The 21,084-nt window shown below is 42.4% G+C and carries 16 protein-coding genes and 2 pseudogenes; 6 read left to right on the plus strand and 12 right to left on the minus strand.

The window, feature by feature from the left end:
* Both rbbA and LIN98_RS06405 read right to left on the minus strand, forming a co-directional pair.
* Entirely contained in the window at window positions 1-2,745 is a 2,745-nt protein-coding gene (gene rbbA / locus LIN98_RS06400; protein ID WP_005544729.1) for a ribosome-associated ATPase/putative transporter RbbA, read from the minus strand.
* Between the two features lie 2 nt (window positions 2,746-2,747).
* Window positions 2,748-3,728 carry an HlyD family secretion protein gene (locus tag LIN98_RS06405; RefSeq protein WP_005590683.1) on the minus strand — a complete coding sequence of 327 codons (981 nt, stop codon included), beginning with the start codon at window positions 3,726-3,728 and terminating at the stop codon, window positions 2,748-2,750.
* A 147-nt stretch (window positions 3,729-3,875) separates the two neighbouring features.
* Here LIN98_RS06405 and LIN98_RS06410 point away from each other — a divergent pair, with 147 nt between their 5' ends.
* On the plus strand, window positions 3,876-4,439 hold the full coding sequence (locus LIN98_RS06410) for a TetR/AcrR family transcriptional regulator (protein ID WP_005568741.1): 564 nt from the start codon (window positions 3,876-3,878) through the stop codon (window positions 4,437-4,439).
* A 50-nt stretch (window positions 4,440-4,489) separates the two neighbouring features.
* On the opposite strand, the gene LIN98_RS06415 is transcribed toward LIN98_RS06410, so the two are convergent.
* Window positions 4,490-5,680, minus strand: a complete 1,191-nt coding sequence (locus LIN98_RS06415) for an amino acid aminotransferase (RefSeq protein ID WP_014167794.1) — start codon at window positions 5,678-5,680, stop codon at window positions 4,490-4,492.
* A gap of 421 nt (window positions 5,681-6,101) precedes the next feature.
* Between LIN98_RS06415 and pepN the strand changes: the two genes are divergently transcribed.
* The 4 genes from pepN to topA all read left to right on the plus strand — a co-directional run bounded on the left by pepN (window position 6,102) and on the right by topA (window position 13,497).
* Window positions 6,102-8,711, plus strand: a complete 2,610-nt coding sequence (gene pepN / locus LIN98_RS06420) for an aminopeptidase N (protein ID WP_249856092.1) — start codon at window positions 6,102-6,104, stop codon at window positions 8,709-8,711.
* Window positions 8,712-8,783: 72 nt separating this feature from the next.
* The gene (pyrD, locus tag LIN98_RS06425) at window positions 8,784-9,803 is read left to right on the plus strand and encodes a quinone-dependent dihydroorotate dehydrogenase (RefSeq protein ID WP_005574487.1); all 1,020 of its coding nucleotides are present in this window, start codon (window positions 8,784-8,786) and stop codon (window positions 9,801-9,803) included.
* Between the two features lie 13 nt (window positions 9,804-9,816).
* Entirely contained in the window at window positions 9,817-10,653 is an 837-nt protein-coding gene (locus LIN98_RS06430) for a PHP domain-containing protein (protein WP_005570367.1), read from the plus strand.
* Between the two features lie 237 nt (window positions 10,654-10,890).
* On the plus strand, window positions 10,891-13,497 hold the full coding sequence (gene topA, locus LIN98_RS06435; protein ID WP_005544715.1) for a type I DNA topoisomerase: 2,607 nt from the start codon (window positions 10,891-10,893) through the stop codon (window positions 13,495-13,497).
* An 84-nt stretch (window positions 13,498-13,581) separates the two neighbouring features.
* On the opposite strand, the gene LIN98_RS06440 is transcribed toward topA, so the two are convergent.
* The 3 genes from LIN98_RS06440 to LIN98_RS06450 all read right to left on the minus strand — a co-directional run bounded on the left by LIN98_RS06440 (window position 13,582) and on the right by LIN98_RS06450 (window position 16,369).
* Window positions 13,582-14,418: a DUF4198 domain-containing protein gene (locus tag LIN98_RS06440; RefSeq protein ID WP_005568752.1), complete on the minus strand. Its 837-nt coding sequence runs from the start codon at window positions 14,416-14,418 to the stop codon at window positions 13,582-13,584.
* Window positions 14,419-14,544: 126 nt separating this feature from the next.
* Window positions 14,545-15,477: a universal stress protein UspE gene (gene uspE, locus LIN98_RS06445; protein WP_005568754.1), complete on the minus strand. Its 933-nt coding sequence runs from the start codon at window positions 15,475-15,477 to the stop codon at window positions 14,545-14,547.
* Between the two features lie 118 nt (window positions 15,478-15,595).
* Entirely contained in the window at window positions 15,596-16,369 is a 774-nt protein-coding gene (locus tag LIN98_RS06450) for a fumarate/nitrate reduction transcriptional regulator Fnr (RefSeq protein ID WP_005544709.1), read from the minus strand.
* A gap of 108 nt (window positions 16,370-16,477) precedes the next feature.
* Between LIN98_RS06450 and LIN98_RS06455 the strand changes: the two genes are divergently transcribed.
* On the plus strand, window positions 16,478-16,648 hold the full coding sequence (locus LIN98_RS06455) for a hypothetical protein (RefSeq protein WP_005544707.1): 171 nt from the start codon (window positions 16,478-16,480) through the stop codon (window positions 16,646-16,648).
* A gap of 61 nt (window positions 16,649-16,709) precedes the next feature.
* On the opposite strand, the gene ftnA (LIN98_RS06460) is transcribed toward LIN98_RS06455, so the two are convergent.
* From ftnA (LIN98_RS06460) to LIN98_RS06480, 6 genes and pseudogenes are all read right to left on the minus strand, one after another.
* Window positions 16,710-17,207: a non-heme ferritin gene (ftnA, locus tag LIN98_RS06460; RefSeq protein ID WP_005544705.1), complete on the minus strand. Its 498-nt coding sequence runs from the start codon at window positions 17,205-17,207 to the stop codon at window positions 16,710-16,712.
* A 15-nt stretch (window positions 17,208-17,222) separates the two neighbouring features.
* Window positions 17,223-17,708 carry a non-heme ferritin gene (gene ftnA / locus LIN98_RS06465; protein WP_005544704.1) on the minus strand — a complete coding sequence of 162 codons (486 nt, stop codon included), beginning with the start codon at window positions 17,706-17,708 and terminating at the stop codon, window positions 17,223-17,225.
* An 820-nt stretch (window positions 17,709-18,528) separates the two neighbouring features.
* Window positions 18,529-18,984: pseudogene (locus LIN98_RS06470) on the minus strand (type II secretion system protein GspD); the annotation flags it as partial.
* Window positions 18,947-19,261 (minus strand): phage/plasmid replication domain-containing protein, encoded by a 315-nt coding sequence (locus tag LIN98_RS10505; RefSeq protein WP_411675045.1) that lies wholly within the window; start codon window positions 19,259-19,261, stop codon window positions 18,947-18,949. The pseudogene LIN98_RS06470 and the gene LIN98_RS10505, both read right to left, overlap by 38 nt.
* Window positions 19,262-19,883: 622 nt before the next feature.
* Window positions 19,884-20,690, minus strand: a complete 807-nt coding sequence (locus tag LIN98_RS06475) for an IS3 family transposase (protein ID WP_249847582.1) — start codon at window positions 20,688-20,690, stop codon at window positions 19,884-19,886.
* Window positions 20,687-21,026: pseudogene (locus LIN98_RS06480) on the minus strand (transposase). Before LIN98_RS06480 ends, LIN98_RS06475 begins: the two are co-directional and overlap by 4 nt.
* Window positions 21,027-21,084: the final 58 nt, after the last annotated feature.

Consider the following 21,084-nt stretch of genomic DNA (forward strand, 5'->3'; position numbering starts at 1 on the left):
TTATTTCTCCTGTTTCTTCAACAGGGCGACCGCCCCGCAGAAATACACGGCGTAAATCGCCAACAACGCGCCGTAGCTACTGAGAAAATCCATAAAACCCAATCCTTTCGTGAAACCGCCTAAGCTGATAATCAGAAACCAATAACCGGGGAAGAGTTGTGCGACCATATAAACATGAGGCGGCAGGGTGGATGTCGGATAAAGCATGCCGGAGAAGTTCATGGTCGGGATAATCACGATAATTGCCGTGGCGAAAATCGCCGCAATTTGCGATTTTACAAAGCTGGAAACGAACAGCCCGAACGCCGTTGAGGCGGTGATAATAAAAAGTGCCCCCAAGGTCATTGCCCACATAGAGCCTTTGACCGGCACGTTAAAGACCATCACCGACATCCACACCATAATCAGATAACTGATAAACGCCAGCAAAATGTAAGGCAGTTGTTTACCGAGCAAAAATTGCACCGCACCGGCAGGGGAGCCGTACAGATTCATAATGGAGCCGATTTCTTTTTCACGCACCACGCCTAACGCCGTCATCATGGACGGAATCAACATCATGGCAAGCATGATCACGCCTGGTGTCATGGCGAAAATGCTTTTAAAATCCGGGTTGTACACAAAGCGGGGTTCCAGCACGGTATTGTTCGGCACGTTAACGCCTTGTTGCGTTAAGGTTTCCTGCACATATTGGTTGATTGCACCCACCACGGAGCCGCGCAGATTTTCAGCGGTGGAAGGAAAGGCGCCGTCGATAAAAAAGCCCACTTCCGGCATTTGTCGTTGCAACACTTTTTTGCCGAAATCAGGGGGGATTTCAATCACCAGTTTCACTTTTGAAGATTGCAACACCTGATTAATTTCCTGCGGAGAATGAATATCCGGTTGGCGCACGAAATAGCGGGATCCGTCGAAATATTCGATAAAACGGCGGCTTTCCGAGCTGTTGTCATAATCCAGCACGGTAAAATTCGACGGATGTACGTCAAAAGAAATACTGGATGCCATGGCGAACAACATAATCACCGGACCGAGCAAGGCGAAAAATAAACGAATGCGATCCCGTAATAATTCTTTTCCTTCCCGTACCGCAAACGTCCACACCAACGACCACCACGCCAGTATGCCTTTTTCCGGCGAATCGGCAGAAACACCTGAAATATTGACCGCACTTTGATCGCGTTTATCCATTTTAGGCGCGGTAATGTCATCCGCCTGTTCTTCCAGATAAGCGATAAAGGCTTCTTCCAGCGTCGGGGCTTTTTTCTCAAGACGTAGCGATTCCGGCGTGCCTACCGCCAACACACGCCCACGGTGCATAAAGGAAATGCGATCACAACGCGCCGCTTCGTTCATAAAATGGGTGGTGACGAAAATGGTGATTTTATCTTCGCGCGACAGTTTAATCAGATATTCCCAGAACATATCCCGCGCGGCGGGGTCAACCCCTGAAGTAGGTTCGTCCAGAATCAGCACTTCGGGTTTATGCAAACAGGCGGCGGCAAGCTGCAAACGTTGCCGAATGCCAAGAGGCAGCGCGGAAGGGTATTCATCGGCAAGTTGAATTAAATCGAATTGCTGCATGACGGATTGCACATAGTGTGCCCATTGCGCGCGGGGAGTTTGATAGAGCTTGGCGTGCAATTCCAGATTTTGATAAACGCTGAGTTCTTCATATAAGGAAAACGCTTGGGACATATAACCCACCCGTTTTCGCGTGTCGATATTGCCCGCATCAATAGGCTGACCGAGCAGCGTGGCAGAGCCTTCCGTCGGATCCAGCAAGCCGGTAAGCATTTTCATGGTGGTGGATTTGCCGCAACCGTTGGAGCCTAAAAAGCCGAAAATTTCTCCTTTCGGAATGGTAAAACTGACGTTATCCACCGAAACGAAATCACCGAATTTCTTGGTTAAACCTTTGGCAACGATAACCGGCGGTTTCTCGGCATTGGGTTTAAAGGGCTGAATATGCAAGCCGTTTTCCGCACCGCGTTTTTCTGCCGGCAGCAATTTGACATAGGCTTCTTCCAGATTGTGACTTTGCGTGTCGGCAATCACCTGCTTAGTGGGCGCATTGGCGATGAGCTTGCCGTCATCCATGGCAAGAATATGTTCAAAACGTTCCGCTTCGTCAATGTATGCCGTCGCCACAATCACCGTCATGCCGTTTTCTTCACGGCGTAAATCCTCCACCAATTGCCAGAATTGACGGCGGGAGAGCGGATCCACGCCGGTAGTGGGTTCATCTAAAATTAATAAATCGGGGCTGTGCACCAAGGCGCAACAAAGGCTGAGTTTTTGCTTCATCCCGCCCGATAATTTGCCTGCCGCCCGATCGGCAAAAGGAGCTAACCCCGTGGCATTCAATAAGCGCTGAATGCGGGCTTGCCGTTGTGGTTTGTTTAATCCGAACAGGCGGGCGTGAAAATCAATATTTTCATAAATGGACAGGGTGAGATACAGATTTTTGCCCAGCCCTTGCGGCATAAAGGCGATTTTATGAGAAAGGGCATCCCGCGCTTTTTTCTCCGCGACATTTAAATCAAACACCTGCACGCTGCCGGTCTGAATTATTTTGACACCCGCGATGAGGGAAAGCAGCGTGGATTTGCCCACGCCGTCCGGTCCGATTAGCCCGACGGTCGCGCCACGGGGAATGCGCAGGCTGACATCATAAAGTGCGGTGGTTTTTCCGTATGAATGTGAGAGATGTTCCACCGCAACGGCAGGTCGAATGGCTGTCATGGCTATTCACCCTGCGGAAGTCTCACGTTTAACTGTGCCGGCCATTGCGCCTGCTGATCGTATTTCACATAGCCCAGCCCCGTCATGCCGCCTTTTAATAAAAGCTTATATTTCAGTGCAATATCCACGGGAAGCTGCAATTTCACCTTAAACATCAATTTGGCGCGTTCTTCCGTGGTTTCCACGGATTTGGGGGTGAATTGCGCGTTATTGGCGATGAACGTAATGTTGGCGGGGAAAACGGCATCCATGCCATCAATCACGATGCGGGCCTCATCCCCCAATTTTAGTTGATTCATTTGTGGCGCAGTGAGGAAAACATTGATATAGGTATCCGTCGGATCGAGCAAACTGACCACTTTGCCACCGGCACCGAGAACATTGCCTACTTCCGCAATTTGATATTCCACCCGTCCGTCTTTCGGCGCTTTAATCAGCATATCGGTATTTTGCGATTGCGCTTGTTCTAACTGCGCTTGCGCCTGTGCGACGGCGGCTTGTGCTTCGGCTTTGGCGGCTTGCGTGGTGTTCACGGCAGCGAGTGACGCCTTATAAGCGGCTTGACGGTGTTCTAATTCGCTGCTTGAAATCAGATTATCGAGGCGCAATTTTTGTGCGTTATTCAATTCCAATTTCGTTACGTTGACTTGTTGTTGGCGGGCATCAATTTCTGATAGGGCGCGGGCAACGGATTCTTCCGCCCGTTTCTTTTGTGCCTGTGCGGCGGAAACCTGCGCTTGCGAAATGCTGGAAGAAAGCCGTGCCAGTGGTTGATTGCGTTTTACTTCATTACCTTCCTGCACCAAAATTTCTTCTACACGGCCGGGATAAAGGGTGGCAATGTCCAGCCGTTTTAATTCCAAACGTCCGTTAACTGCCGCAATGCCGTTCAGTTCACTGGCCTGTAATTGCCTGTTTTTCCAAATGGCGAAACCGACGGCACCGATAATAATGAAACCGAACACGAAATATTTTGCTTTCATCTCTGTATCCTTACTTTAACGCGGTTTATGCGAATGATTATAGAGATCGGGTAAAAACCACTCAACCACCAAGAGGCAACGTTTTGTTGCTTAACCCTACAAAAAGGCGTAATTTGTTGCTTAATTCGGTAAATTTAAGGAGAGATGATGAATAATCAGGATGTTCGGGTGCTTCGAACCGATAGACTTATTCGTGATGCGTTTTTGACATTGTTGGCAGAAAAAGGCTTTGAAGCCATGACGGTACAGGATATTTTGGATCTGACGAAAATTAACCGTTCTACCTTTTATAAGCATTTCGCCAATAAAAACGCCGTGGCGAAAATGCTGGTGGAAGAGCTCAAAGCCTTGGTGGCGGAACGATTAAAACAGCGTTTTTCCGTGCCGACAAAGGAATTTATTCATAGCGTCCAACCGCTTTTTGAACAACATCACCAACTGATTTACCTGATCGGTCAAATCGAAACACCGAAAATTCATTTATATAACGACATTCATAAAATGGTTAAAGAAAAATATGTTGAACATTTGAAAACTGAAAAGGCACAAATCTCCCAAAATGCAGATTTGGATTTTCAAGGTCACCTGTTCGCTACCATGACGCTAGGCATAATGAAATATATTATTGAAAAGGGCGAAATGCCACAGGTGGAGGCACTGATAGAAAATGTGAATTCGGTGTTTGATATGTTTATGGTTCAAGAGGTGTAAAAACACTTTAAAAGACGACCGCACTTCTCTCATAAAAGTGCGGTTAAAAATTACAACACTTTTACAATGCTTTCGCAGAGGTAACGAATGTTACCTTCGGTAATGCCGGCAACGTTAATGCGTCCGGAACGCACGGCGTAAATGGCGAATTCGTTTTTCAGACGGTCAACCTGTTCAGCGGTTAAGCCGCTGAAAGAGAACATACCGTTTTGATTGATGATAAAACCAAAATCTTGTTGCGCGCCGTATTCTTTCAATAACTGCACGAAAAGGTGACGCATTTGTTTAATGCGATTGCGCATTTCGGTTAATTCATTTTCCCAATCGCGGCGTAATTGCGCGTCGTTTAACACCAAGGCGACGGCGGTGGCACCGTGTGCCGACGGGTTGGAGTAGAGGGTGCGGACGATGATTTTCACTTGGGTCAATGCCGTTGCGGCGATGTCGGCGTTTTCCGCTACGACGGTGAAAGCCCCTACACGCTCATTATATAACCCGAAGTTTTTCGAGAAAGAGCTTGCTACCAAGAGTTCTTTGTGATTTTTTGCAAAGGCGCGTAGGCCGTAAGCATCTTCCTGCAAGCCGTTAGCGAAACCTTGATAAGCAAAATCGAATAAAGGTAGCCAGCCTTTTTTCTCCGACATTTCCGCCAATTTATTCCATTGTTCGGGGGTCGGGTCGATACCGGTCGGGTTGTGGCAGCAACCGTGGAATAACACCACATCGCCTTCACCGGCCTGGCTTAAATCGGCGATTAAATTATCCCAATCCAAGGCTTTGGTTTGCGGGTTGTAATAACGGTATTCGCGAATGGTCATGCCCACGGCATTAAAAATGGCGTTGTGATTCGGCCAGGTCGGCGTGCTGATCCAAACATTTTGTGCTTTAGTTTGACGTTTAATAAATTCCGCTGCAATGCGTAATGCGCCGGTTCCGCCTAAACTTTGCACGGTTCTGGCACGGTTATTTTTCACGATGTCGGAATCGGCGCCGAATAAGAGTTCTTTGGTGCGTGCGTTGAAATCGGCAACGCCGTCAATCGGCAGGTAGTTTTTGGTATTTTCTTGTTCTAACAAGCGTTTTTCCGCTTCTTTTACCGCTTTTACGATAGGCGTATTGCCTTTTGCGTCTTTATATACGCCAATGCCTAAATTGATTTTGTTAGCGCGGGTCTCCGCTTTGAATGCTTCGCCTAAACCTAAAATCGGATCTGCCGGAGCGGCAACAATATTTTCAAACATAGAATAATCCTCGAGATGTTGTGTAAAAATCTGCTTATTTATACTGCCACGGCAGGGTTTTGACAAGCTGTCGTCAGCCATTTAACTCAATTTATTTTTGCCCATTGCAAACCGGGTTGATAATTTTGGGCAATTCAAGGAATAATTTATCTGATAGTTGAAGAAGGTAGCGAGGTTATAAAATACCTTAGAAATAAACCGCACTTTGATCGCATCAGCTAAAGTGCGGTCAGTCTTTTCGGTGTTTTACACAGCGTATTTAGGTTATTTAAACACAGGGATTTCAGAGGCTTTGCCGGTTTTAGGAAATAATATTTACACAAACGTTTGGATAAGGTTGCGGAAGAAAATCTATTTGCAACTTAGCGCTAAAAATCATATCCTTAACGGCAATTTTTAGCCCTTAGAATTAGGTCGTTTTATGTACGCTAAAGCCAAATACAGAAAAGATTACCAAACCCCCGATTTCACCGTCACCGATATTTATCTTGATTTTCAATTAGAACCGGAAAAAACCATCGTTGTTGCCACAAGTAAATATCAACGTCTTAACGAAAAAAGCACCACATTGCGTTTAGACGGACATGATTTTCAATTTTCCTCCATCAAATTAAACGGCAAACCGTTTTCACAATATCAGCAGGATCACGAAAGTTTAACTTTGGACTTGGTTCAAGTGGCTGCAGAGCAATTTGAACTGGAAATTACCACCGTTTTAAATCCTGCCGCCAATACGTCTTTACAGGGCTTGTATCAATCCGGCGACGCATTTTGTACCCAATGCGAAGCGGAAGGATTTCGTCAGATTACTTATATGTTAGACCGCCCCGATGTGTTGGCGCGTTACACCACTAAAATCACGGCGGACAAAGCCAAATATCCGTATTTGCTTTCTAACGGCAATCGCATTGCCGGTGGTGACTTGGATGATGGACGTCATTGGGTGGAGTGGAATGATCCCTTCCCGAAACCGAGTTATTTATTTGCCTTAGTGGCAGGGGGTTTTGATGTTCTGCAAGACAAATTCGTGACCAAAAGTGGGCGGGAAGTGGCATTGGAATTGTATGTCAATCGCGGCAATTTAGACCGTGCCGATTGGGCGATGCAAAGCCTGAAACGCGCCATGAAATGGGATGAAGACCGTTTTGGTTTGGAATACGACCTGGATATTTACATGATTGTCGCCGTGGATTTCTTCAACATGGGCGCAATGGAAAATAAAGGGTTAAATATCTTTAATGACAAATATGTGCTTGCCAATCCGCAAACCGCAACAGATGATGATTATTTAGCCATTGAAAGCGTCATCGCACACGAATATTTCCATAACTGGACGGGCAACCGCGTGACTTGTCGTGACTGGTTCCAATTAAGTTTAAAAGAAGGCTTGACGGTTTTTCGCGATCAGGAATTTTCCTCCGACACCGGCTCACGCCCGGTAAATCGCATTAATAACGTGAAATTCTTACGCACCGTGCAATTCGCCGAGGATGCCGGCCCGATGGCACATCCGATTCGTCCGGAAAAAGTGATTGAAATGAATAATTTCTATACGGTGACCGTGTATGAAAAAGGCGCAGAAGTCATTCGTATGTTGCACACCTTATTGGGCGAAAAAGGCTTTCAAAAAGGCATGAAGTTATACATCGCGGAAAATGACGGCAAAGCGGCGACCTGTGAAGATTTTGTTTCTGCGATGGAACGTGCCAATGAGTTGGATTTAACCCAATTTCGCCGTTGGTACAGCCAATCCGGTACGCCTGAATTGACCATCAGCGATCGTTATGACGAGAAAAATCATGTGTATCAATTGCAGGTTTCTCAATTAACTCCACCGACCGCCGACCAAATGGAAAAAGTGAATTTACATATTCCGTTGAAAATTGCGTTGTATGACGAAAACGGCGTCGCGCAAACCTTATATGATTCCGAAGGTGTGGTGGATAATGTGTTGAACATTACCCAAAAAGACCAAACGTTTGAATTCCACAATATTTACACCAAACCGGTGCCTGCCTTGTTGTCTGATTTCTCCGCACCGGTGAAATTGGATTATGATTACAAAACCAGCCAGCTGATTACTTTGGTAAAATTTGCTGAAAACGGGTTTATTCGCTGGGATGCGGTGCAAATGTTACTTAACGCAGAGTTACGACGTAACGTAAGTAACTATCAGCAGGGCATTGAGTTAGATTTATCTGCCGAAACGATTGCGGTGCTACAGCAAATTCTGACGAATTATCAAAAAGATATTGAGTTAACCAGTTTGATTTTAACCTTGCCGAAAGCAACCGAGTTCGCCGAATTATTTAAAACCATTGACCCGGATACCATCAGCGCCGTGCGTGAATTCATGGCGCGTGCCATTGCCGAAAATCTGCAGGAATTATTGTTTAAAACCTACAATCAAATTCGCTTGGATGAATATAAAATTGAGCGTCAGGACATTGCTTTACGCAAACTGCGCAACGTTTGTTTGAGCTATCTGGCTTACACCAATATGGGCAATAACCTGGTGAATAAACATTATTCCTATTCCAACAATATGACCGACACGCTTGCGGCGTTAACCGCTGCAACGCAAGCCAAATTGCCTTGCCGCGATAATCTGTTGGCGGATTTTGAACAAAAATGGCAACAAGACGGCTTGGTGATGGACAAATGGTTTGCTTTGCAAGCCAGCCGCCCGGAAGAAAATGTGTTGAACAATGTGATGCAGTTAATGGAGCACCCGAGCTTCAATTTCAATAATCCGAATCGTGTACGTTCGTTAGTCGGCACATTCGCAGGGCAAAATTTAAAAGCCTTCCATGTCATTGACGGTTCCGGCTATCGTTTCTTAACGGATATTTTGATTAAACTGAATAAAAGCAACCCGCAAGTAGCTTCTCGCTTAATTGAACCGTTAATTCGTTTTGTCCGTTATGATGCGCAACGCCAAACGTTGATGAAACGCGCCTTAGAACGTATCAGCGAAACGGAAGATTTATCCCGCGATTTGTACGAGAAAATCGAAAAAGCATTACAGTAATATCAAAAAGTGCGGTTAATTTTGACCGCACTTTTTCATTCCACAGTTAACTATCCGGAGAGATAAACGAGTATGTATTCTTTGATTCGTAAAGGGATTTTCGCCCTTGATGCCGAAAATGCCCATAACCTAGCCATAAAAACCCTTGCTTTGGCAGCCTATCCGCCGTTACATTTTCTGTTAAAACAGCTTTTAAATTGCCCGTCGGGTACGCCGAAAACCGTCATGGGTATTACGTTTAAAAACCCTATCGGCTTGGCGGCGGGCGCAGATAAAAACGGCGAAGCCATTGATGGTTTCGGCGCCATGGGATTCGGTTTTATTGAAGTGGGCACCGTCACGCCTTTAGCGCAAGAGGGCAATGCAAAGCCGCGTCAATTCCGTTTAATTGAAGCGGAGGGTATTATTAATCGCAACGGTTTCAATAATTATGGTATCGATCATCTCATTGAAAACGTGAAAAAAGCCAAATACGACGGTGTGCTTGGCATTAATATCGGTAAAAATAAGCTAACGCCATTAGAACAAGGCAAGGATGATTACATCATTTGCCTCAATAAAGCCTATAACTATGCGGGCTACATCACCGTAAATATTTCTTCGCCGAATACGCCGGATTTACGTCAATTACAATACGGCGATTATTTTGATGATTTGCTGCAAAGCATTAAAAGACGCCAACAAGCGCTGGCGGAACAATATCAAAAATATGTACCTATTGCGGTGAAAATCGCCCCGGATTTAACGGAAGCGGAGCTGGTTCAAATTGCCGATACGTTATTACGTCATAAAATGGACGGCGTGATTGCCACCAATACGACAATTTCTCGCGACAACGTCACAAATTTAAAAAATGCCGAACAGCAGGGCGGATTAAGCGGAAAACCGCTACAACATAAAAGCACGGTAATTATCGCCCGATTACATCAGGAACTAAAAGGACAAATCCCAATTATCGGCAGTGGCGGCATTGACGGTGTACAAAACGCACAAGAAAAAATCCGGGCGGGCGCCGAGCTTTTGCAAGTGTATTCAGGATTGATTTACCACGGACCGAAATTGGTGAAAACATTAGTTGAGGCGATTAAATAGGGGGCATATCAACATGACAAAATACGATTTACACTGCCACAGTACGGCGTCCGATGGGGTGTTGTCACCAACGGAGGTGGTGTTGCGGGCACATGAAAAGGGCGTAAATGTGCTGGCGTTGACCGATCATGATACCGTTGCCGGCGTGTCGGAAGCGCGTCAACAAGCGGAAAAATCGGGTATTCGGCTTATTAACGGCGTGGAGATTTCAACCTTATGGGAAAACCGCTCCATTCATATTGTGGGCTTAGGGTTTGATATTTCACATGAAAAATTGACCGCACTTTTAGCGGAGCAAGCGCGTTTGCGTGATATTCGGGCGCAGGAAATCGGGGCAAAACTGGAAAAAATCGGTGTGGAAAATGCTTACGCAGAAGCCAGAAAACTAGCCGGTGAAGGCGAAGTCACCAGAGCGCATTATGCGCGTCATTTAGTGCAAATCGGCAAAGTCTCTAACGACGGGCAAGCCTTTAAACGTTATTTGGGACAGGGCAAGTCTGCTTATGTGAAGCCGCAATGGGCGGACATTCCAACCACCATTGACATTATTCACCAAGCCGGTGGCGCTGCCGTGTTGGCGCATCCGTTGCGTTACACCATGACTATGAAATGGGTGCGAAAACTAGCGGAGAATTTTAAAAGTTGGGGCGGTGATGCCATGGAAATTTCCGGTTGCGGGCAACGTCCCGATCAATTTCAATTGCTGGTAAAACTGGCTGAGGAACACCAATTGGCGGGTTCGATGGGATCGGATTTTCACTTTCCTTGCGCGTGGGTGGAACTAGGAAAACTAAAACCGCTGCCGGAACACATTCCTTTTGTCTTAAATATAAAAAATGACCTTGCCTGAACAGCAGTCCATTAAAAATACCTTGTAAAACGACCGCACTTTAAGGTGTTACCCTGCACAAATCCAGCTGGCTGATGAGTCAATAAAGGCTTTGACCTTCGCCACCAAATTTTATCTAAATTGCGTTGAGTTTGTCCATTTATTGCGCCGTTTGGAAAAAAGTAGTTGACCTGCTTAAAGATAGTCAGCAATATAGCGGGCAATTTTACACAGATTAATTGAAATTAGGTAATAATAATGAGTAAATCCTTAGTTATTGTGGAGTCGCCGGCAAAGGCGAAAACCATTAATAAATATTTAGGAAACAATTATGTAGTGAAATCCAGCGTGGGGCATATTCGCGATTTGCCAACCGTGGGTTCCTCCACTGGAGAAAAAGCCAAAGCCATTTCCACCAAAGGGCTCAGTGCGGAAGAAAAACAGGCGATAAAACACAAAAAAGAACAGGAAGCTTTAGTCAAACGCATGGGCATTGACCCTTATCACAGTTGGAAAGCCAACTATCAGATTCTCCCCGGCAAAGAAAAAGTGGTTGCCGAACTGAAATCTCTCGCAAAAAAAGTTGATCATATTTACCTCGCCACCGATTTGGATAGAGAAGGAGAGGCGATTGCCTGGCATTTGCGTGAAGTCATCGGCGGCGATGATGAACGTTATAGCCGCGTGGTGTTTAATGAAATTACCAAAAACGCCATTAAACAAGCCTTTGAACACCCCGAACATTTGAATATGGATCGCGTTAACGCACAGCAAACCCGCCGCTTTTTGGACCGCGTGGTAGGCTTTATGGTCTCACCGTTACTTTGGAAAAAAGTGGCGCGCGGTTTATCTGCCGGTCGTGTGCAATCGGTGGCGGTGAAGTTAATCGTTGAGCGTGAACGTGAAATTAAGGCTTTCGTGCCACAGGAATATTGGGAAGTCTCCGTGCTCACCAATACACCGAAAGGCGATGAAATTCGCTTGGATGTGGTTCAATTTAAAGGTAAGAAATTCGAGCCGAAAAATGCCGAGCAGGCGCAAAGTGCGGTGGATTTTTTAAGTAAATCCGACTATGTGATTTCCGATTTGGAAACCAAGCCGACCAGTTCCCGCCCAAGAGCGCCGTTTATTACCTCAACCTTACAACAAACCGCTAGCACCCGTTTAGGCTTCGGTGTGAAAAAAACCATGATGTTGGCGCAACGTTTGTATGAAGCCGGTTACATCACTTATATGCGTACCGACTCCACCAATTTAAGCCAGGATGCGCTGAATATGGTACGCGGCTACATTGAAAAACAGTACGGTCAAACCTATTTGCCGGCAAAACCGAATTTTTATTCCAGCAAAGAAAATGCGCAGGAAGCCCATGAAGCTATTCGTCCGTCCGATATCAATGTGGGCTTGGATGACTTAGCGGGCATGGAAAAAGACGCGGTGCGTTTATATGATTTAATCTGGCGTCAATTTGTGGCATGTCAAATGCCTGCGGCACAATATGACAGCACAACATTAACCGTAACAGCGGGGGATTACAGTTTAACCGCGAAAGGGCGCATTTTACGTTTTGACGGTTGGACCAAAGTGTTACTGCAACAAAGTAAATCTGCAGAAGATCAGGCGTTACCGGCGGTTTCCGTTAACGATAAACTTAACTTGTCGGAAGTGCAACCGCAGCAATATTTCACCAAACCGCCGGCACGTTTCTCTGAAGCAGCGTTGGTAAAAGAATTGGAAAAACGTGGTATCGGCCGTCCTTCCACTTATGCAGCGATTATCTCTACAATTCAGGAACGCGGTTATGTACGCACCGAAAATCGTCGTTTCTATGCGGAAAAAATGGGGGAAATCGTAACGGATCGGTTGAATCAGTCTTTCGCCGATTTAATGAACTACGATTTCACCGCTAATATGGAAGACGTGCTGGACCAAATTGCTTCCGGGGATAAAAACTGGAAAACCGAATTAAACCAATTCTTCAAAGACTTCTCGACCCAATTGACCAAAGCGGAATTAGATGAATTGGAGGGCGGTATGCGCCCGAATAATTTGGTTGAGACGGATATTTGTTGCCCGACTTGCGGTCGCAATATGGCGATCAGAACCGCCAGTACAGGCGTATTCTTAGGCTGCACCGGCTATGCCTTACCACCGAAAGCACGTTGCAAAACCACCATTAACCTGGTTCCTGAAGCGGAACTATTAAATGTGTTGGACGACGCGTCGGAAACCAAAGCGCTAATGGAACGTAAACGCTGCCCGAAATGCGGTACGGCGATGGACAGTTATATTATCGATCCTCATCGAAAACTACATATTTGCGGCAATAACCCGAATTGTGACGGCTATTTAGTCGAAGAAGGTAAGTTTAAGATTAAAGGTTATGACGGCCCAATCGTTGAATGCGATAAATGCGGCGGTGATATGCACCTTAAACTGGGGCGCTTCGGTAAGTATATGGCGTGTACACAATGCGATAATACGCGCAAAATTCTGAAAAACGGCGAAGTGGCGCCACCGAAAGAAGAACCGATTCATTTCCCGGAATTAAAATGCGAAAAATCCGATGCTTATTTCGTCTTGCGAGATGGTGCGGGCGGGGTGTTTATGTCCGCGCATAATTTCCCGAAATCCCGTGAAACCCGTGCACCTAAAGTGGCGGAATTGGCGTTATATCGTGAGCGGCTGCCGGAAAAATTAAGCTATCTGGCTGACGCACCACAAACGGATCCGGAAGGCAGTGAAGCCATCATTCGCTTTAGTCGTAAAGAAAAACGTCAATATGTCACCTCCGAAAAGAATGGCAAGGCGACAAAATGGATAGTGGATTTTGTTGATGGGAAGTGGGTAGAGCGAAAGAAATAAAACAGATTTTCGTTCATGCTTCTTAAAAAGTGCGATTAAAAAAACAATTAAATTTTTAACCGCACTTTTTATTGATAAAAGAAATTAGTGATGGTGGTGATGTTCGTGAGGTTTATATTCCGCGCGTTTTTCTCCCACCGGCAATACCAGCGTCGCGTAATTTGCCGAATGTTGACACACTTTAGGGTCACCAAACGGAATCTTGTGTATAACTTTTACTTTCCATAAACCTTCAACTAACGGTAAGAAATTAACTTTGCCATCTTTGTCCGTTTTACTCGAAAAACCTTGTACTTCACGGTGGTCTTCCGCTGATTCAATATCTTTAACTAGCACGGTGTCAGCTGTTGCGATAACAACCTCGCCGGCTAATGGCTTACCTTTATAAAAAATTTGTAACGGGAAAACTTCACCAGCTTTGAGTTCTGCGGGACTTTTTAGTGGTACAATTTCTAACTCTTGCCCTAATTTTTCTTTATAAATTGTCGAATCTATTTTGCCACCGACAGTAACCAAACTTTTACCAAACATTTGAGTTTGCTCACAGTAGGTAGCATCTTTCATTTGTTGCATATTTTCTTGTTTCCAGCCTTTAGCATTTTGTGACCAGAAAATCGGTTTATAGGTAGCTGAGACCCAATAAGAACCCTCTGCCAACGGTTTTTCAGCGGTGTATTGATAATTTTCACCTTGTTGCTTCAATTCGGTGGTATTTCCGTTTTTATCGGTTAATTCAAGTGGTGCAAAAAAATGCAGTCGATCATCAGCAATTTTTTCTGCATATGGGAAATGATGTCCGTATCCTAAATCTGCTTTTAATATATCTTCCGCACTAATATGGGACGGTGCGGTCACCCATAGATCATGCGCTTGTGTTAAACTACTTAATCCTAATAGTGTAATTAGTAATGATTTTTTCATTGTTTTTCCTTCTGAGTTAAATAAGTTATGTTGAATTAATAGAAAGTAATTTTTTGAAGGAAAAAAAGTAAAGCAAAAAGAGGGCATAGTCAATACAAAAATGCCCGCTACGCCTAAATTTTTAAATTAATCATTGTTCTTTGACGGCTTAATCGCCAGCAAATTGGAGTTAAGCTTACTAATTACATGTTCTGCCGTATTGCCTAAAAAGGCAGCTGAAAGCCCGGTTCTACCAATAGTACCCAAAATCACTAATTCGGCTTCAATTCTCTCTGCGACCTGAGGGATGACATCTTCCGGGAAGCCTTCAAGTACATGAGTGTGATCCTCACTGATGCCATATTTCTGACGCAGCGCCTTCATATTGATTAAATATTGTCCACGCAAACCGGTGCTATATTCACCTGAACTGAATTCCGGCAAATCAATTACCATATTAATCGGTGTCGGTGGATAGGCTGTGACAAGATGAATATTGCCACGATCTAAAGAATCAGCTAAATCCATACTTAATGAAACCAGTTCATCATTAAAAGAACTATGGGCTTCATTTTCATCATCAGATACGTTCACGGCAACTAAAATCCGACGCTGATGTTTCCAGTCACCGTCTTTTACTACTAAAATCGGTACCGGGCATTTGCGTAATAATTGCCAATCTACAGGTGTAACAATAAGCGATTTCAAGCTTTCTTCAGCTTTCGTATATTTCACGACCAAATCATAGCCTTGCGTTTCAACTTCCGTTGTGATGGCTTCCGCTTCATTGCTTTTCCAAACAACGGTAGTAGCAAATTCAATGCCATCAGAAGCATATTTTTCAATATAAGGCCGGATAGCTAATTTACGCTGTTCAATAACGTTGTTATGCATTTCGGAGCGTTCTTCCGAAGAAAGTAACGCCGACATTTCATAAGATAAATCGTAAATTGCGAGGAAAAGGGTAATTTTGACAGGAGATGGGCTTTTTTGTTCTTGCGCCAGACGAACTGCTCTGGCAAGGGCATATTGTTTGTCATTTTCGGGGTTTAAAACCACCAGTATCTTATTGAATTTCATATACAACCTCCATTTATTGGTATAATAGGGTAGAACATTATTGAATAAATAACAAGGCAGGCAGTTTAAAAAGGTGATCCGATGCAATATTTTATATTACACCGGAAGAATGAACGGACTAAATAATCAGTTGAATTTTGTTTTTGTTGGTACCGGATAGTTCGATTAATTCCGCCATATTATTAATCGTAATGTATTTTCCTTGAACCGATAATACACCAAGTTTTTGGAAGCGACCGAGTAAACGACTGATAGTTTCAACGGTTAAACCGAGATAATTGCCGATATCACCACGAGTCATGGTTAAGCGGAATTCCCTGGCAGAAAAACCTCGGGCGGAGTAGCGTTGAGATAAGTTATAAATAAATGCGGCAAGACGTTCTTCTGCATTCATTTTAGAGAGTAATAAAATCATTTCCTGATCACTTTTAATTTCATTACTCATTAAACGCATAATTTGCTGGCGCAGTTTAGGCATTTTGCCGGATAAATCATCCAAAATATCGAACGGAATTTCACATACCATTGCCGTTTCTAACGCTTGAGCAAAACTCGGATGTTGCATATTCATAATGGCATCGAACCCCACCAAATCGCCCGGTAAATGAAAAGAGGTAATTTGTTCTTCGCCTGTTTCGCTAATGGTATAAGATTTGATTGTGCCGGAACGGATAGCGTAGAGTGAGGTCAGCTCATCGCCCGCTTTAAAAAGTACTTGGGATTTCTGTATAGGTTTTTTACGTTCAATAATATTATCTAACTGATCTAATTCGTGTTCATTCAAAGTAAAAGGAATACATAGCTGGCTAATGCTACAATTTTGGCAATGAATGGCACACCCCCCGGATTGAACTCGACGTCCTAATTTTGTTTCTGTCGCTAAAATTTTCATTTATGCCCCAAATTACAGAAAAATTGAAAAAAAATCGTGTAAAATTGATCTAGCTCAATAGTACCACTAATTCATTAATTTAAGAAGTATAAACATAAGTGAGGATATATGGCTGCTGAAAAACTGACTAAGAAACGCTTAATTCAAATTCTCATTATGCTGATAGTCCTGCTTACCGCATTTTTTTATCGCACGTTTTATTATGAAGCCAGTGGAACAGGTCAACCACCGGCAAAAACACTTGAAAAAAACACCGCACTTTCTGAGAATAAAAATTAAGTTTTGGAATGAGAAAAAGAAAGGCTAAATCAATGTGACTTAGCCTTTTATTTAAACCGGACTAGTTGCTTTCTGCTAAAGCGCCTAAATCTTTATCAACAAGGAATAAACCTTTTCCATCTTCGCCAAGAAGATTCAGTTTATCCAAAATTCCGCTGAATAATTTTTCTTCTTCGTGCTGTTCTTCAACGTACCATTGTAAGAAGTTAAAAGCAGAGTAGTCCTTCTCTTCAAATGTTCTACCAACCAATTCATTGATTTTGGCAGTAATCAATTTTTCATGTTCGTATGTTAATTCAAGTACTTGTTTTAACGAAGCGAATTGGTGTGGCGGTTCATCAATTGCAGTAATGACAGCCAATGCGCCGGTTTCATTTAAATAAGTGAACAGTTTACGCATATGTTGCATTTCTTCAGCTGCGTGTGCAGATAAGAATTTTGCCGCGCCTTCTAAGCCTTGTTGTTCACACCAGGCGCTCATTTGTAAATATAAATTAGAAGAATAAAACTCTAAATTCATTTGGTCGTTTAATAGTTTAACCACATCATTTGATAACATTTTATTTCTCCTCTTTTATAACGTTTTTAAATCACGATCAATGTAGTAAAGGGCAGTGCCGCTTTCGCCAAGAAGTTTAAATTTGTCCACAATGCTATTGAACAATTTTTCTTCTTCATGTTGTTCCGCAACATACCATTGTAAAAAGTTAAAACTAGAGTAATCTTTTTCGGCAAAGGTACATTCCACTAATTCATTAATTTTAGACGTAACTAACTTTTCATGCTCAAGGGTAATCTCGAAAACTTCTTTTAATGACGCATAGTCATGTTTAGGGGCTTTAATTTTACCTAATAATGGCATACCGCTGGTTTCGCTCACATAAGTGAATAACTTTTGCATATGCTCCAACTCTTCATCTGCATGGCGAAGTAAAAATGCCGCAGCACCTTCATAACCTTGCTTATAACACCACGCACTCATTTGCAAATAAACATTTGATGAGTAAAACTCCAGATTAATTTGCTCATTTAATTTTGCTGTAATCACTTTACTAAGCATAACCAACTCCTTTCCTTAATTTGTTAATAGATCGCAATACAACTTAATTTGTTGTGCGCATTTTATTCACCTTATTGAGAATAGTCAATCAAATTCTCATAAAATATCTTAGTAAGTGTTTAATTTAAAATGAATTTTATAATAACAACAATTCTCATTTAAGTAGTGTTACTGAAATAAATTCTCAATTGTAACTAAATTGTTAAGAGATTATTTAATGGAAACGGAAGGATGTACATAACGATAAAAACCCTCTATGAATATCAGTCGATTTTTATAAACCTAGATTCAGCTAGAGAAGTATTTTCACCTACCTCTAAAAACTCACGAATATCTCATCATCATAAACGCTCAAAAAATCAAATCTTCAAGAAATAAATTTTTTTACCCAGTCATTTTTAAAGAGAGCAAACCTCAAATTCCCAGAAGTGACTTACCATTTATTTTATTTAACATAATATAAGTTATGCGAAATTAGTGACAAAGTAAATGAACACTACGATTTAATGAAAACACAGAGTTATTCACAGGTCACTCTTACTAGTTAAACGTTATGAAAACTGAAGAAATAAAGCCTTGTAACATCAATAAATATTGATTTATCAAGACTTATTTAGAAGTGTAAGCATAAATTCAAGCACGTATCGCATTATCTAATCAGCAGTTATTACGTGCCTTTAGGGGTATTTGCAGGGGCGGGAAATTTTCATTTCTCGATTAAAATCATCAGCGCGCAACAAATAAAAATGCCCGAATAACATCGAGCATTATTTACCGGGCTGCAAGCCTTCGCCCTGCATTTTCCGCAAGCGGAAAATAGTTAGACAAGTTTCACTTGGAGTAAAATCACTATATCTGTCTTAGTATCATTTTTGGATTTTCCCGTTAAAAAACCTTTAGGAAGAAATGAAAAACCTGTTTCACCTTCCGTTATTTTATTTTCAGCCAGACCACCAAGAACAATCACATCGCCATTTTTTACACTTACATCTGTGACAATGTCGCGTTTTATAAGTGTCGGAGATTGATTAACACCTGTATCCGTCTTAACAAAATTAGATAGTTGTTGCTGAATTTTTATATCAATATTATCGGCTTTAATCGTCGGCAATATGTCAAAAATTACACCGCTTGAGCGGTATTCAATGGACTGCACCGGACGACCATTTCTATCATAAGTAACCGAGCCAAGAATAGGTACATCAGAGCCAACGCTAAAATTGCCCTTTGAGCCTGATTTAACGCGAATTGTCGGAGAGCTTACAACGTGAATTCGGTAATTTATACCAATCCGGAACAATTAAATTCGATACTGTAATTTCACGGGTTGAAACCACCTTAACAGGGCTAAATTTTGATAAATCACACTTGCGGGCTATATCAATGCCAATTTTACGAAGACGACCACGCATAACTTTTACCTGAGACTTAGATAGGTCAAAAACCTGACCATGCGACCACTGAAGCGCATACATTGCTGTAGTATTAGCGCTTCTTACCGTGTCAACTACGCCTGAATTTAAAAGTGTTTCCGAGATAGTTTCAAAATCCATAGCTGTTACCTTTAATTTTTCATCAATATTTATAAATTCATCACTTAATTTCTTTAACTTTGAATAATCACTTAAACCATAAAAATTTAAATTTTCTTTCTGTAAATATCTTGATTTTAACTTCTGTTCGAATCTTGCTACACCTTGTTCTTTGCAAAAATCAATTACTTTTAAAAGGTTTTTATATTCTTGAGATTGTTCACCAAATTTATTTTTAATTTTTACCAAGCTATGTAACTCTAATTCGTATGCTTTATTGTAAACACTAGGATAAATTAAATTTGCATTACCTTGCTTACTCAACCAATCAACCGTTTCTCCGTTTGTGTGTATTCAACAATACTAAGACAATAGAAATAAGCCTTATAAGGAAGTTATAACCTTATTTTAACGCTATATTTTTACTACAAAATTTTCCTTATCTTTAGAATAAATTGCGCTACGTGAATTCTGAGATAATTATCAGGTTCATATGCTGAATTTTTAAAATACATAATTATAAAAAACACGCTAAATTTCTTCAGCGTGTTTTAAGCTATATTCGTGACAGTGTCTCGTGATGTAAAATCACTAAAAATTTTGACCGCACTTTGATCTGCCCCCCAAAAGTTGGACAGGTTAGTTAACTTAAATATTGAGCTCGGTATTGCACCGGGCTTAATCCTTTTAAATCAAGTTTAATTCGTTCTTGGTTGTAATACACCAAATATTCTTCAATTTCCGCCTGTAATTCGGCAATCGAAGTATAAGTGCGTGAGTAAAAACACTCAGATTTTAATATCGCAAAAAAGCTTTCAATCACCGCATTATCATAGCAATTCCCTCGGCGACTCATACTTTGTATCGCCTTGCCTTCCAACATCTTTACCCATTCTGCTGAGCCGTACAATACCCCTTGGTCGCTGTGAATAATCGGGCATTCGCTCGGTTTTAGTTTGCCAAGTCCTTCTTCCGGCATTCTTTTTACCAATGAGAACTTAGGGCGTTTCGCAAAATTATAGGCAATAATTTCCCGGTTCGCTAAATCCATCAACGGTGAAAAATAGAGCTTTTCTTCCCCAACTCGAAACTCAGTGACATCGGTTACCCATTTTTGATTGAGCGCCGTCGCTGTAAAATCACGATTTAGCACATTCGGGGCAATATGCGATGTTTTGCCTCGTTTTCCATGTCTTTTCTTGCGTAAAATAGAATGAATACCTAACGCATTCATCAGTTTTAACACCGTTTTATGATTCAAATGGAAACCCATTTGACGTAATTTGAGTGTCATTGGGCGATAGCCATCTCGTTTTCTGTTCTTTTTATACCGCAACAAGATAGTTTCTTTTATCTCACGATAATCGTGTTTAACTTGCTGATAATAAAAGGTAGAACGAGGCATTTTAGCCACACGAAGTAAGTCATTTAACGCGTGATTTGGCTTCAATCTTTCAATGATTTTTCTTTTTTCTGTCGCTGTTTTTGACGGTCGAGTGCCTCCAACTCCTTTAGGTAAGCAATCTGTGCACGTGCTAATGCCAGCTCTCGTTGCAGCTTTTTAAACGCTTTTGGGGAAAAGTCTGTTTGTTCCGGGATTTCAATCGCTTTCTTTTTCATCTTTGGCTTCACTATTTTAGGGCGTTGAGGGTTTATATAAGGGGATTTTACGCCATTAAGCCCTCTTTCACGAAAGGCTTTTCCAATAAATGACTTGAGAACGAGAAATCTGATGAAATTTAGCCACCTCACGGATACCAAAATTCTGCTCGGTGACCTGTTTGATAGTTTTTTAACGAAATTGATAAGAGTAAGACATAATCTGCACCTCAAATTAGGTGTCC

Origin of the sequence: Aggregatibacter actinomycetemcomitans (assembly GCF_023518055.1) — a bacterium.
GTDB lineage: Bacteria > Pseudomonadota > Gammaproteobacteria > Enterobacterales > Pasteurellaceae > Aggregatibacter > Aggregatibacter actinomycetemcomitans.